General features: G+C 44.0%; 14 protein-coding genes. 11 read left to right on the top strand and 3 right to left on the bottom strand.

The window, feature by feature from the left end:
- Positions 1–95: 95 nt before the first annotated feature.
- From atpF to atpG, 4 genes are all read left to right on the top strand, one after another.
- A complete protein-coding gene (atpF, locus tag E2R51_RS09660; protein ID WP_133376837.1) occupies positions 96–617 on the top strand; it encodes a F0F1 ATP synthase subunit B in 522 nt (173 codons plus the stop codon).
- Complete coding sequence (locus E2R51_RS09655; RefSeq protein ID WP_133376836.1) at positions 614–1150, top strand: F0F1 ATP synthase subunit delta; 537 nt, start codon at positions 614–616, stop codon at positions 1148–1150. The genes atpF and E2R51_RS09655 overlap by 4 nt, the downstream gene beginning before the upstream one ends.
- A 26-nt stretch (positions 1151–1176) precedes the next feature.
- Positions 1177–2685, top strand: coding sequence for a F0F1 ATP synthase subunit alpha (gene atpA / locus E2R51_RS09650; RefSeq protein ID WP_133376835.1), 1509 nt, complete (start codon positions 1177–1179; stop codon positions 2683–2685).
- Positions 2686–2778: 93 nt separating this feature from the next.
- Positions 2779–3639, top strand: a complete 861-nt coding sequence (atpG, locus tag E2R51_RS09645) for an ATP synthase F1 subunit gamma (RefSeq protein ID WP_133376834.1) — start codon at positions 2779–2781, stop codon at positions 3637–3639.
- A gap of 68 nt (positions 3640–3707) precedes the next feature.
- Here atpG and E2R51_RS09640 read toward each other — a convergent pair whose 3' ends face one another.
- The gene (locus E2R51_RS09640; protein WP_133376833.1) at positions 3708–3929 is read right to left on the bottom strand and encodes a hypothetical protein; all 222 of its coding nucleotides are present in this window, start codon (positions 3927–3929) and stop codon (positions 3708–3710) included.
- Positions 3930–3975: 46 nt separating this feature from the next.
- Here E2R51_RS09640 and atpD point away from each other — a divergent pair, with 46 nt between their 5' ends.
- The 5 genes from atpD to spoIID all read left to right on the top strand — a co-directional run bounded on the left by atpD (position 3976) and on the right by spoIID (position 9575).
- Entirely contained in the window at positions 3976–5385 is a 1410-nt protein-coding gene (atpD, locus tag E2R51_RS09635; protein WP_133376832.1) for a F0F1 ATP synthase subunit beta, read from the top strand.
- Positions 5386–5407: 22 nt separating this feature from the next.
- On the top strand, positions 5408–5812 hold the full coding sequence (locus tag E2R51_RS09630; RefSeq protein ID WP_133376831.1) for a F0F1 ATP synthase subunit epsilon: 405 nt from the start codon (positions 5408–5410) through the stop codon (positions 5810–5812).
- 373 nt (positions 5813–6185) lie between these two features.
- Positions 6186–6416 carry a DUF1146 family protein gene (locus tag E2R51_RS09625; RefSeq protein ID WP_133376830.1) on the top strand — a complete coding sequence of 77 codons (231 nt, stop codon included), beginning with the start codon at positions 6186–6188 and terminating at the stop codon, positions 6414–6416.
- Between the two features lie 510 nt (positions 6417–6926).
- On the top strand, positions 6927–8228 hold the full coding sequence (murA, locus tag E2R51_RS09620) for a UDP-N-acetylglucosamine 1-carboxyvinyltransferase (RefSeq protein WP_133376829.1): 1302 nt from the start codon (positions 6927–6929) through the stop codon (positions 8226–8228).
- 327 nt (positions 8229–8555) lie between these two features.
- Positions 8556–9575: a stage II sporulation protein D gene (gene spoIID, locus E2R51_RS09615; RefSeq protein WP_240733028.1), complete on the top strand. Its 1020-nt coding sequence runs from the start codon at positions 8556–8558 to the stop codon at positions 9573–9575.
- A gap of 75 nt (positions 9576–9650) precedes the next feature.
- Here the strand turns inward: spoIID and E2R51_RS09610 are convergent, their stop codons facing one another.
- Positions 9651–10091, bottom strand: coding sequence for a VanZ family protein (locus tag E2R51_RS09610; RefSeq protein ID WP_133376827.1), 441 nt, complete (start codon positions 10089–10091; stop codon positions 9651–9653).
- Positions 10092–10217: 126 nt separating this feature from the next.
- Here E2R51_RS09610 and E2R51_RS09605 point away from each other — a divergent pair, with 126 nt between their 5' ends.
- Positions 10218–10892, top strand: coding sequence for a M23 family metallopeptidase (locus tag E2R51_RS09605; protein ID WP_165967191.1), 675 nt, complete (start codon positions 10218–10220; stop codon positions 10890–10892).
- 522 nt (positions 10893–11414) lie between these two features.
- Here E2R51_RS09605 and E2R51_RS09595 read toward each other — a convergent pair.
- On the bottom strand, positions 11415–12455 hold the full coding sequence (locus tag E2R51_RS09595) for an NAD(P)/FAD-dependent oxidoreductase (protein ID WP_133376824.1): 1041 nt from the start codon (positions 12453–12455) through the stop codon (positions 11415–11417).
- 214 nt (positions 12456–12669) lie between these two features.
- Here E2R51_RS09595 and E2R51_RS09590 point away from each other — a divergent pair, with 214 nt between their 5' ends.
- Positions 12670–13461 carry an ABC transporter ATP-binding protein gene (locus tag E2R51_RS09590; protein ID WP_133376823.1) on the top strand — a complete coding sequence of 264 codons (792 nt, stop codon included), beginning with the start codon at positions 12670–12672 and terminating at the stop codon, positions 13459–13461.
- Position 13462 lies beyond the last annotated feature (1 nt).

Raw genomic sequence — 13462 nt, 5'->3', positions numbered from 1 at the left:
CACAAATTCCAGCCAGACTATAATCTTTCTTTAATAGGAAGAAAGATAAACCATACATCGTATTTTGATCGACTCTTGAAGGGAGTGAAACGAGCGTGTTCACACTTGATGCATTAATTTTGGGAGCAAGTGATGGCTTTAACGGTGGAGATATTCTTTTCCAACTGGTAATGTTCCTTCTCTTGATGTTCCTACTTAAAAAATTCGCATGGGGTCCATTAATGGGCATCATGAAACAGCGTGAAGAGCATATTGCTGGTGAAATCGAATCAGCTGAAAAAAGCCGTGTTGAAGCTAAGCAACAATTGGAAGAGCAGCGTCAGCTTTTAAAAGAAGCTCGTCAGGACGCACAGGAATTGATCGAAAACGCACGTAAGCAAGGCGACCTTCAGCGCGAAGAGATTATTACTGCCGCTCGTGCAGAATCAGTGCGCATGAAAGACGCTGCATTGCGTGAAATCGAGACAGAAAAAGACCAGGCAGTTGCCGCACTTCGCGAGCAGGTTGCCACTCTATCTGTTCTGATTGCTTCGAAAGTGATTGAGAAAGAATTGACACTTGAAGAACAGCAGCAGCTGATCAACGAGACAATTGCGAAGGCAGGCGATCTGCGATGAGCAAATCAACGGTCGCAAATCGTTATGCCCAGGCTCTTTATGAGCTCGCTCTACAAAACGGACAAGTAGATACAGTTGAAGAAGATCTGCGCGTAGTACGCCAGGTTTTCCGGGATAACCCTGATCTGGCTCTGCTTCTTCAATCTCCAAAATTAACAAAAACGCAAAAGAAACAGCTGATCCTGCAATCGTTCAGCGGACTTTCAATCTACGTGCTCAATACGCTTTCGATGTTAATCGACCGCCGCCGGAACACTGAAGTAGCAGCCTTGGCTGATGCCTATATTGAATTAGCGCTATCGAGCCGCGGAACAGCAGTAGCTCACGTATATTCTGCAACAAGACTAAGCGAAGCAGACCAGGCAGCATTGTCTAAAGCATTTGCTGCGCGTGTTGGAAAACAAAGCTTACAAATTACTAATAATGTAGATCCATCGCTGCTTGGAGGATTACGCATCCGCATTGGAAACCGTATTTTTGACGGTACCATCAAGAACAAGCTGAAACGTTTAGAGCGTGAATTGAAGCGATAAGATTTTCAAATTGAGGGGTGACATTCATGAGCATCAAAGCTGAAGAAATCAGTGCGCTGATAAAACAGCAGATTGAGAACTATCAATCAGACATTCAAGTAACAGAGGTTGGTACCGTAATCGAAATTGGTGATGGTATTGCTCGTGCTCATGGCCTTGATAACGTCATGGCTGGAGAGCTGGTTGAATTCTCTACTGGTGTTATGGGTATGGCGCAAAACCTGGAAGAGAATAACGTAGGTATCATTATTCTTGGACCATACCGCGACATCAAAGAAGGCGATGAAGTTCGTCGTACAGGCCGTATTATGGAAGTTCCAGTTGGCCCAGAGCTAATCGGACGCGTAGTAAATCCACTTGGACAGCCAGTTGATGGTCTTGGTCCAATCGCAACATCAAAAGCACGTCCAATCGAAAGCCCGGCACCTGGTGTTATGGCGCGTAAATCCGTTCACGAACCATTGCAAACAGGTATCAAAGCGATTGATGCACTTGTGCCAATCGGCCGCGGACAACGTGAGTTAATCATCGGTGACCGTCAAACAGGTAAAACATCTGTTGCCATCGATACAATTTTGAACCAGCGTGATCAGGACATGATCTGTATCTATGTTGCGATCGGGCAAAAAGAATCAACGGTTCGTGGTACAGTTGAAACGCTTCGTAAGCATGGAGCACTTGACTACTCAATCGTTGTAACAGCATCTGCGTCACAGCCGTCACCGTTGCTTTTCCTTGCTCCTTATACAGGAATCACAATGGGTGAAGATTTCATGATTAACGGCAAGCATGTTCTTGTTGTATATGATGATCTTTCAAAACAAGCGGCTGCTTACCGTGAGCTGTCGTTGCTCCTTCGCCGTCCTCCAGGTCGTGAAGCATATCCTGGTGACGTATTCTACTTGCACAGCCGTTTACTTGAGCGTGCAGCGAAATTAAATGAAACGCTTGGATCGGGTTCAATTACGGCTCTTCCATTCGTTGAAACACAAGCAGGAGATATCTCCGCTTATATCCCTACAAACGTTATCTCGATCACAGACGGACAGATCTTCCTGCAATCAGATCTATTCTTCTCTGGTGTGCGTCCAGCGATCAACGCCGGTCTTTCTGTATCACGTGTTGGTGGATCCGCTCAAATCAAAGCAATGAAAAAGGTAGCTGGTACACTGCGTCTTGACCTTGCAGCATACCGTGAGCTTGAAGCATTTGCTCAGTTTGGATCAGATCTTGATAAAGCAACACAAGGAAAGCTGAACCGTGGAGCCCGTACTGTAGAAGTATTGAAGCAGGACTTGAACAAGCCGCTTAAGGTAGAAAAACAAGTTATGATTCTTTACGCATTAACACGCGGACATTTAGATGATATTCCAGTACAGGATATTCGCCGTTTTGAAAACGAATTATTAAGCTGGTTGGATTCAAACCACACTGAGGTGTTGGATCATATCCGCACTACTCAAGGTCTTCCTGAAGACCAGGCAATGGTAGCGGCAATCGATGGATTCAAAAAGACGTTTGCAAAAAGCGAATAAGCTTTAAAACAAACGGCAATGAAAGAACCATTTTGATCAGTGAGTGATCTACTCGCTGGATCCAATTTTCAACCAAAAGGGTGGTGAGAACCAATGGCATCGTTACGCGATATAAAAAACCGAATTACTTCGACGAAAAAAACAAGTCAAATCACAAAAGCGATGGAAATGGTATCTGCCTCTAAATTAAGCCGTGCAGAGTCGAATGCAAAAGCATTTGTTCCTTACATGGACAAAATTCAGGAAGTAGTAGCATCCATCGCGGTGGGCGCAAAAGACGCAACGCATCCAATGCTTGTATCACGCCCTGTGAAGAAAACAGCTTACTTAGTCATTACTTCAGACCGCGGACTGGCCGGCCCATATAATGCGAACGTATTGCGCGCAGCTTATAACGCCATCTTAAACCGCCACAAAAGTAAAGATGAGTATGTTGTCCTGACTGTCGGCCGTGTTGGCCGTGACTTTTTCGCGAAAAAAGGGATTAACATTATCGATAGCATCCTTGGATTACCAGATCAGCCAACCTTTGCTGACATTAAAGAAATTACGAGCAAGGCAGTGGGCATGTATGCAGATGGAGCGTTTGATGAGCTTTATATGTACTACAACCATTTTGTCAGTGCCATCTCTCAAGAAGTGACAGAGAAAAAAGTTCTTCCTCTGACTGATGTAGCCTCTGTGTCAAACAAGCTATCTTCATATGAGTTTGAACCATCTGCTGAAGCCATCCTTGAAGTGCTTTTGCCACAATATGCAGAAAGCCTTATCTACGGCGCTCTGCTTGACGGCAAAGCAAGTGAGCACGCAGCACGTATGACAGCAATGAGAAGTGCAACTGATAATGCGAAAGAGCTTATCGATTCGTTATCTCTATCATATAACCGCGCCCGCCAGGCAGCGATCACACAGGAAATCACTGAGATCGTCGGCGGCGTAGCAGCACTGGAATAGAAGCAGATGCAGGCTTTCAAGCTGTAACGCTTGGACCTGCGGAAGCTGAGAGTGAAGGCTGAACTTCTTTAATCGACTATAAATACAGAGATATCGATCAGGTTTTGAGATTTATCGATCATATTGGACAGTTTATCGATCATTTCCACCGATATATCGGTCAAAAAACCATTTTTGAAGAAAATATCGAACATACATCCAATTTTATCGATCACTTTATACCACTTATCGATCATCTCCTGCATTTTATCGTTCACACCAACGTGAAAAGAAGCTTTCAGCTCAATCACGATTACGTACGATCGTTTTTGTAAAAGCAAGCTAGGAGGGAAAAACATGAATAAAGGACGCGTTCAAAAGGTAATGGGTCCGGTTATCGATGTTAAATTCGATAACGGCCAGCTGCCTGAAATTTATAACGCTTTAACGGTACCGGTCGGCGTCAATGGCGATACGACACTAACGTTAGAAGTTGCTCTTCATCTTGGCGATGACGCAGTGCGTACGATTGCCATGTCCTCTACAGACGGAGTTACGCGTGGCGCTGAAGTTATTGACCTTGGGGCACCAATCTCTGTACCTGTTGGTGACGTAACACTTGGCCGCGTATTCAACGTACTTGGAGAAAATATTGACCTTGCGGAAGAATTGGCGCCGACAACTCGTCGCGACCCGATTCACCGTTTAGCGCCAACATTCGAACAGCTTTCAACGGATACAGAAATTCTTGAGACAGGCATTAAGGTTGTTGACCTTTTGGCTCCTTACATCAAGGGTGGAAAGATCGGTCTTTTCGGAGGAGCAGGTGTTGGTAAAACAGTACTAATCCAGGAATTGATCAACAACATCGCTCAAGAGCACGGCGGTATCTCAGTATTTGCCGGCGTTGGAGAGCGTACTCGTGAAGGAAATGACCTTTTCCACGAGATGACAGATTCAGGCGTTATTAAAAAGACTGCCATGGTATTCGGTCAAATGAACGAGCCGCCTGGTGCACGTATGCGTGTAGCACTTTCAGGTCTTACAATGGCTGAGTACTTCCGTGATGAGCAAGGACAAGACGTTCTTCTTTTCATTGATAACATCTTCCGTTTCACGCAAGCAGGTTCTGAGGTATCAGCACTTCTTGGCCGTATGCCATCAGCCGTTGGTTACCAGCCGACACTTGCAACAGAGATGGGTCAGCTGCAAGAGCGTATTACTTCAACAAATGTTGGTTCTGTTACATCGATCCAAGCGATCTATGTACCAGCCGATGACTATACGGATCCAGCTCCGGCAACTACGTTTGCCCATTTGGATGCGACAACAAACCTTGAGCGTAAGCTTTCGGAGATGGGTATTTACCCGGCGGTGGATCCTCTTGCTTCGACTTCACGTGCATTGTCACCTGAAATCGTTGGAGAAGAACACTATGCAATCGCGCGTGAAGTACAGCAAACACTTCAACGCTACAAAGAACTTCAAGATATCATTGCGATCCTTGGAATGGATGAGCTTCAAGATGAAGACAAACAGATCGTGTCCCGTGCACGTCGTATTCAATTCTTCTTATCTCAAAACTTCCACGTAGCAGAGCAATTTACAGGTCAAAAAGGTTCTTATGTTCCAGTTGCTGAAACAATTTCTGGATTCAGAGCAATTCTTGACGGTAAATACGATCACCTTCCTGAAGATGCATTCCGTCTAGTTGGACGCATCGAAGAAGTAATCGAAGCTGCTAAAAAAATGGGCGCAGAGGTATAATTAGGGACCAGGAGGGGAAAAAATGAAGACCGTTAAAGTCAGTATTGTCACTCCCGATGGCCCTGTGTACGAGTCTGATGTGGAAATGGTAAGCACAAAAGCTCAAAGCGGAGAGCTTGGCATATTGCCAGGGCACATCCCAATGGTTGCCCCGCTTGAAATCGGTGCGGTTCGTCTGAAAAAAGAAGGACACATTGATTATGTAGCTGTAACAGGCGGTTTCCTGGAAGTTCGTCCTGAGCAAGTAACCATTCTTGCGCAAGCTGCAGAGCCGGCAAGCCAAATTGACATTGAACGCGCGAAGGAAGCAAAGCAACGGGCTGAAAAAAACCTTCAAGCGCAGCAGGACAACATTGATTTCCAACGAGCAGAATTAGCATTAAAACGTGCAATGAACCGAATTGAAGTAGGTCAGCACAGCCGTTAATTCTTTTATGGTGAAAGCAGTTCATCCTATGGATGGTGGGGACAGCATCTGCAGTTATAAAAAGAAATTTTCAGGGCGGAAAATGGTCCTGAAAAAAACTGAGTTGTAATCAGGTGCTTTATACCCGATAAGCAAGCTGTTTTTATTAAAAACCTAATACCGGCTTTTATTCCGGGGTTAGCTTAAGAGCTGCCGGAGTAAAAGTTGGTATTTTTTCTTTAACGGAGGGGGAATTGGACTCACCGTTCAAAAGTCTATTTATCCTACAAAAGAACCAATTTTATTAAAAAAGTCAAAAACACGGACAAATTCTCATTAAAATCACAGAATGCTTTGGTACACTATCAAAGTTATCTAATTGGAGGCTCTTGATATGGTTTCTTTTGGACAACAGGCATTGCTCAGCATGCTCGTTAGCCTGGCATTTATTGCGGTAACATTCTGGGCATTACAGGGACTGCTCATAGATAAAGCGATCCGGGCAAACCGGATTATGCAGGCAAGAGTGCTGATGATCCTGTTAAGTATTGCTATTGGCTCGACTGTCGCAGACTTTTTCTTATCCTATTCCACATGGTCGCAGCAGCTGCCTTTACTATGGTAAAGAATATGTGAACAATGAAAGCTCTTACATTCAAAATATAACAATTTATTATGAAATTTAGCGCTTTTGAGCTATCAATTAGTTGCAAAATGGTTTATTTTTATTTAAGAGTGGAATAAATCAACCATCGGGTTATTACAGCTGTGTAACAAAAATTCTCTAAGCTCTCTGTATATAAGAGAACAGTCAGAAGCATTATGTAGAGGGTTTTTTAGCCGGTAAATAAAGAAAAGACTTGATTCTCGGCAGGAATTCGACATCTGGTCTTCGACAATTAAAGGCAGTACATGACCTTTTTCTCTTGTATTAAAGAGTTTCAGAGTGATATGATGAATGATGTTTTAGTTTACTAATAAGCAAGATAACTTGGCTTATGAAACTCATCTGATGGCAATTACTTAGTCCTGAGATAATAAATGAATGAGGGTGAAGTGAAAGCAATTTTCACTTCAGTCACTAACGTTGAATATGAATAGTAGTAATAGAATTAAGACGCGGAGGGGAAATCACTTGGAAAAAATCATCGTACGTGGCGGTAATGCGCTACACGGAACAGTTAAAGTGGAAGGGGCGAAAAACGCTGTTCTTCCTATTCTTGCAGCAGCTTTGTTAGCCAGTGAGGGAAAGAGCACGCTTTTAGATGTGCCTGCTTTATCGGATGTAAAGACAATTAACGAAGTACTTCGTTTTCTAAATGCAGATATATCTTATACAGTTGAAGAAAATATGGTGGTTGTGGATGCACAGCAGAAGCTTGAAATAGAGGCGCCATTTGAATATGTACGTAAAATGCGTGCATCAGTTCAGGTTATGGGACCGCTTCTTGCTCGAAATGGCCATGCACGTGTAGCACTTCCAGGCGGCTGTGCAATCGGTTCACGTCCAATCGATCTTCACCTGAAGGGCTTCGAGGCAATGGGTGCAGAAGTAACAGTTGGAAACGGATTTATTGAAGCAAAGGTTGACGGCCGTTTACAGGGCGCTAAAATTTATCTTGATTTCCCAAGTGTGGGAGCAACAGAAAACATTATGGCCGCTGCTACGCTGGCAAAAGGCACAACGATCATTGAAAACTGTGCGAGAGAGCCTGAAATCGTAGACATGGCGAATTACATGAACAAAATGGGTGCTAAGATTAAAGGTGCCGGTACCGATACGATCCGTATTGAAGGAGTTGAAAGCCTCCACGGTGCAACTCATAATATTATTCCTGACCGTATTGAAGCCGGAACATTTATGGTTGCAGCTGCGATTACAAACGGAAATGTACTGATCGAAAATGCAGTACCTGAGCATTTAACATCTGTTACAGCTAAATTAAAAGAAATGGGTGTTTCCGTTGAGGAAGAAGGCGAAGGCCTGCGTGTAATCGGACAGCCGAACCTGCGTTCAGTGGACATTAAAACAATGCCGCATCCAGGATTCCCAACAGATATGCAATCTCAAATGATGGCACTTATGCTTCGTGCTCAAGGCACGGGTGTGATTACTGAAACTGTATTTGAAAATCGTTTCATGCACGTGGAGGAATTCCGCCGTATGAATGCGAATGTTAAAATTGAAGGACGTTCAGTTATAATGAATGGTCCTAGCGATCTTCAAGGCGCTGAAGTTGCAGCAACTGACCTGCGCGCAGGAGCTGCGTTGATTCTTGCCGGACTTGTGTCTGAAGGCTACACACAGGTAACGGAGCTTAAGCACTTGGACCGCGGGTATGTTAATTTCCATACGAAACTTGTGGCACTTGGCGCAGATGTTGAGCGAATCACTGAAGAGGTAAAGGTAAGAGAAGAAGAAGCCGTAAGAGTTTAATCTGAACTTATTTTATCCTACTGCATGAACTACTCTCATACTATTAGACTTATTAAGCAGTATACACACGATCAGTCGTGAGTATACTGCTTTTTAGTGCAAAAAAATAATTTATTAGTTTGAAAGACAAGAATAAACCGGGTAGGCTGGTTCATATAGTTGCTCATGAAGGTCAAAGCTCATTTTCTGTGCTTTTAATGCTCACCCAATCCCTGCTGGCCATATGCAGAGATACAAGAGCAGCTGAGAGCAGATTGGGCTATTGTTCTATTTCTTTTTCCGGTGCCATAGAGTTTCATGAATGCAGAGAAAAGAGGAGGGAGACATTTGAAGAAACAGAAGTCGCTATTGATCATCTCTATAACGTACATGTTATTGCTGCTGCTCATACCAACAGTCGTACTTCTCCCATTTTCAAGCAAGGAGCCTGAGCAGAAAGACGTAAACGCTGATCAATCAGAACCGAAAGAGAGCAAAAAGGAATCGCTCGACTACACGGTATCGGTATTTCGGGATCAGCTGGGGGAAGTGGAAGAACTTGAACTTGAATCCTACGTAGCGGGTGTGGTGGCGAGCGAAATGCCGGCAACCTTTGAAGATGAAGCATTAAAGGCACAAGCACTCGCAGCGAGAACCTATGTGACCCAATTAATTGCAGCTGGTGGAGCAGCAGATCTGCCTGTCAAAGCAGACATCACCGATACAATCGCCCACCAGGTATATAAAAGTGATGATGATCTGAAAAAATTATGGAAAGATGAATATGAAAGTAAAAAATCAAAAATTAAAAAAGCAGTGGAAGCAACAAAAGGTGAAGTGCTGACGTATAAAGGAAAGCCGATCACAGCATCTTTTTTTTCAACAAGCAATGGATGGACTGAAAACGCAAAGGATTATTGGGAGGAAGATGTACCGTATCTTCAATCCGTTGAAAGCGGCTGGGACAAAGAAGTAGCGCCGGATTTTATTCATGAAACCACGATCACGGTCGCTGAATTTGAAGAGAAACTCGGCATTAAGCTAAGTAAAGGTGAAATAGGCACGGTCATGGAACGTACCCCCGGCCACAGAATTAAAACGGTAAGTATTGCAGGTCAAACCTTTAGCGGCAGGGACATCCGCGAAAAACTGGGGCTGCGCTCTACCGACTTTCATTGGACCCAAAAAGGCGATTCTATCCTGATCCAGACAAAAGGGTATGGCCACGGGGTTGGAATGAGCCAGTACGGGGCAAATGGGATGGCGAAGGAAGGAAAAAACTACAACGATATTGTCATGCACTACTTTAAAGGAGTGGAAATTGCTTCAGTGGACTCGATTCTGCCGTCAATCGTTGCTCAACGTTAGCCCTTTTTTAACCAAATGGGCTTAAGACAGCTGCCCATTTAAAAAACGATCAAGCACATTAGCTTGATCGTTTTCTTATTTTTCGGACCGGATCCATGCTTCAAAAGCGTGCATCTTCTGCCCAATGTATCCTTCTTTTTTGACAAAATAAACCCGCTGAATCAGAAGATAGACGACAAGGACCCCAAGCACGTCTTTTACAGCGTCTACAACGGTCGCAGAGCGCCACGGAACAAACGCCTGGTGTATTTCATCAAGAAAGCCGTAAAACGAAGCGAAAACGGCTGCTACAACGTGAGTCGCGACAGTCAGCTTTCCGTTAACCAGTAAAGCCAGAATAAATAGAAGATGCAGAATGCCAAACTCAATTAAATGCATCGACTCTTTAAAAAATCGGTCGACCGAATTTGACGGCAGTTTTACAACAGCATCATCCGGCATACTCGACAATGTCCAAATTAAAATCATATATAGTAAAGGCAGAATCATACATAACCGTTTAATCCACTTTTTCATCCAGCCGTTCCTCTCCAGGTTCTTCTAGTGGGATTGTACCATGCCAGAATGTTTGTTAAAGAAAAATTTTGTGACAATGTATAGAATTTCCTTTAACCGTTCACAATGGTTGCAGAGGTGATGAAAATGAACAAGGGAGACAAAAATCAATCTACCCTAAAATCAAATTTCAAAGGTTTCATGAAAAAACGCTGGTCACTGCCACTTTTATACCTGGCATGTGCTGCGATCGTCGTTTCAACTGTTTTTGTGCTGCAAGATGATAAGGAAGTTGCTACAGTCACGGAGAATTTCACCACGGAGCAAAGCACAGACTGGACAAAAGATCCTTCTGGTGAAGTAAGCAAAGTCAATCAGTCAACGGAAAAAATGGCACTGCCGGTAGTAGACGCTTCTGCAATTACAATTAATCGTTCCTTCTATGATCAAAATGCATCTGCCGAGGAACAACAGGAATCTCTGGTTGTAGTGAATCAAAACTACTATCCAAACCAGGGGATTGATATTGTGCAAGATGGAGAGTCTTTTGAGGTTGTTGCTGCGATGAGCGGAGAAGTTAAAGTCGTTCAGGAAGATGAGTTCATTGGCAATGCAATTGAAATCGAGCATGCTGACGGTTTAGTGACAAAATACCATTCGGTAAAAGACATCACGGTTCAAGTGGGCGACGCAGTTAAACAAGGCCAGCCAATGGCAACTGCAGGCACAAGTGAGCTTAACACAGATGCAGGCACGCACCTTCACTTTGAAGTATTCAAAGATAATGTAGCCGTTAACCCGACAGATTTCGTAAAACAATAATTCAATAAAACGAACCGCATAATTCAGTTACTGAATTGTGCGGTTTTTTTGTGCGGCTGAATGGGGGTTGATTTCCGCTGAAGGCACTCGCTTTCCGCGGGGCGGGGGTGAGCCCTTTTCAACGCTTCGCGCTTCAAAGGTCTCACCTCTCCCGCTACATCCCGCAGGAGTCTCGCACCTTCAGCTCCAATCAACGGTGTATCAATTAACAATAGCCGGAATTAAAACAGCTATAAAATTTGGTAAATAACATAGTCTTATCCGCTTTAAATCTCATTTTAAAAAAGAAAAATGACCCTCCTGAGTCATTTTTCTTTTTTATATCACATCGAATTATGCAAGATTAGGTTCATTGCAGCGGAAGGCGGGGACTCCTGCGGGTTGCAGCGTGACAGGTGAGACCCCGCAGAGCTGTAAGCTCGAGGAGGCTCACCGCACGCCCCGCGGAAAGCCTCCGCCTGCAGCGGAAATGAACCGGCCTCATTTTAGAGGTTTTTCAGTTCACTTATCTTAAAGAAGAATCTACATTCTTTTTACAAGCTTCCGGTTTCGTTCTTTGAATACATCGTTATGCGAAGAGACCATTGCGGCGGCATTTGCGTCTGGTGTAATGTATTTTTTGGCCTGGTTCACCGCATTTGCGGCATCGTGGAAGGCGCCCATTAATAGATTCAGCTTGCCCTCGTGCTTAGCGATGTCGCCTGCAGCATACAGCCCAGGCACCGACGATTCGCCTGCTGCACACGCTTTGATAAAATAATCATCTGCCATTTCGATGGCAAGCTCGCTATTTTTAATCAGTGAAGCGTCAATATCATAGCCGTGATTAATAATGACATCATCCACATCCAGATAGCTCGTTTCATTTGTGATGCTGTGTGTCAGTTCAACACGTTCAATGGAATCATGCAGCGGAGAAGCATACAATCGGCTAATCTGCGTGTTCAGCAGGCAGCTGGCTGAACTTTGCATCAGCTGTCCGATTTGGGCTTCATGCCCTTTAAAATTGCAGCTGCGATGCGTAATATATACTTTTTTTGCGATTGGTTCAAGCTCATTCGCCCAGTCAATGGCGGTATTGCCACCGCCTGAAATCAGCACAGTTTTATCCTTGAATTTATTCAGCGACTGAACAGTATAGTGCAGGTTTGACACCTCAAAGCGTTCTGCCCCTTCAATTTGCAGCTTTTGCGGATTTAAAATGCCGCTTCCTACCGCCACAATCACTGTTTTGGACAGATGGATTGTTCCGCTTGCAGCTGCCACTTCAAAATTCCCGTCCCGGTCTTTTTTGATTGAGTCAACTTTTTCATTTAAATAAACAGATGGGTTGAAGGTAAGACCCTGTTCGATCATCTGTTCCGCCATTTTTGCCCCGGTTACTGGGGGCATTCCACCAGCATCCCAAATCATTTTTTCAGGATAAACATTTACTTTTCCGCCTAAATGAGGCTGGTATTCAAGAATTTTTGTTTTCATTCCGCGCAGTCCGCTGTAAAAAGCAGAATATAAACCGGCAGGACCTCCGCCAATAATCGTTACATCGTATAGATCATTATGCATCGTTGTTCACTCCTGATTTTTTTTACCCTAAAACATATATGGTCGTTGAACTGGACAATAGTGATTCTCATTCTCATTTACAATCTACGATTATTGTAGCATAAAAGCAATTTAAATTGTGTTGACAATTTAATTTTATGGGGATATAGTTTTAATTACTGATACTGATAATCATTATCATGAATAGTGTTAAATTACGCAGGGAGGCTCTCCAATGGTGCGTCTATATACAGAGGACATTTCGATTGGGTATGGCGAACAGCCAATCGTTAAGAATTTAAGCATACAAATCCCCGACCAAAAGATCACGACCATCATCGGGGCAAATGGATGCGGCAAGTCAACGCTTTTAAAGGCCATTACACGAATTATTTCCCATCAATCAGGGTCTGCCGTGCTGGATGGAAAACCTATTATAGAGGAAAGCACTAAACAGTTAGCAAAAAAGATGGCGATTTTGCCCCAAACCCCAGAAAGTGCAGCAGGGCTGACAGCTGGGGAACTCGTTTCCTACGGCCGCTTTCCTCACCAAAGAGGTCTGGGAAGGTTGACAAAACGCGATATTGAAGTGATTGACTGGGCGCTAGAAGTCACAGACACCATTGCGTTTAAACATCGCCCTGTTGATTCATTGTCGGGCGGTCAGCGGCAGAGAGTGTGGATTGCCATGGCGCTGGCGCAGGAAACGGACATCATCTTTTTAGATGAGCCGACCACCTACCTGGATATGGCACATCAATTGGAAGTGCTTGAGCTTTTGCAGCGGCTGAACCGGGAAGAGGGGCGGACCATCGTAATGGTGCTGCATGATCTTAATCAGGCTGCACGATTTGCTGATTACCTCATTGCCTTAAAGGACGGGGAAGTTGTAAAAGCAGGATCCTGCGAGGAGCTTTTGCTGCCTGATATTCTGAAAAAAGTGTTTCAGATTGAGGCAACCATAGGACGAGATCCTCTAACCAACAAACCGATGTGTTTATCATACAATTTAATCAAAGGAGCTTAAT

The organism is Jeotgalibacillus sp. S-D1 (genome assembly GCF_004358665.1).
Lineage (GTDB): Bacteria > Bacillota > Bacilli > Bacillales > Jeotgalibacillaceae > Jeotgalibacillus.
Note: the sequence above shows the minus strand (reverse complement) of the source record. Positions and strands in the feature narration are given on the sequence as shown.

Excerpts from the sequence above, each read along its gene's own strand:
- E2R51_RS09655 (WP_133376836.1), top strand. The coding sequence starts at position 614 with ATGAGCAAATCAACGGTCGCAAATCGTTATGCCCAGGCTCTTTATGAG.
- atpA (WP_133376835.1), top strand. The coding sequence starts at position 1,177 with ATGAGCATCAAAGCTGAAGAAATCAGTGCGCTGATAAAACAGCAGATT.
- atpG (WP_133376834.1), top strand. The coding sequence starts at position 2,779 with ATGGCATCGTTACGCGATATAAAAAACCGAATTACTTCGACGAAAAAA.
- atpD (WP_133376832.1), top strand. The coding sequence starts at position 3,976 with ATGAATAAAGGACGCGTTCAAAAGGTAATGGGTCCGGTTATCGATGTT.
- E2R51_RS09630 (WP_133376831.1), top strand. The coding sequence starts at position 5,408 with ATGAAGACCGTTAAAGTCAGTATTGTCACTCCCGATGGCCCTGTGTAC.
- E2R51_RS09625 (WP_133376830.1), top strand. The coding sequence starts at position 6,186 with ATGGTTTCTTTTGGACAACAGGCATTGCTCAGCATGCTCGTTAGCCTG.
- E2R51_RS09610 (WP_133376827.1), bottom strand. The coding sequence starts at position 10,091 with ATGAAAAAGTGGATTAAACGGTTATGTATGATTCTGCCTTTACTATAT.
- E2R51_RS09605 (WP_165967191.1), top strand. The coding sequence starts at position 10,218 with ATGAACAAGGGAGACAAAAATCAATCTACCCTAAAATCAAATTTCAAA.
- E2R51_RS09595 (WP_133376824.1), bottom strand. The coding sequence starts at position 12,455 with ATGCATAATGATCTATACGATGTAACGATTATTGGCGGAGGTCCTGCC.
- E2R51_RS09590 (WP_133376823.1), top strand. The coding sequence starts at position 12,670 with ATGGTGCGTCTATATACAGAGGACATTTCGATTGGGTATGGCGAACAG.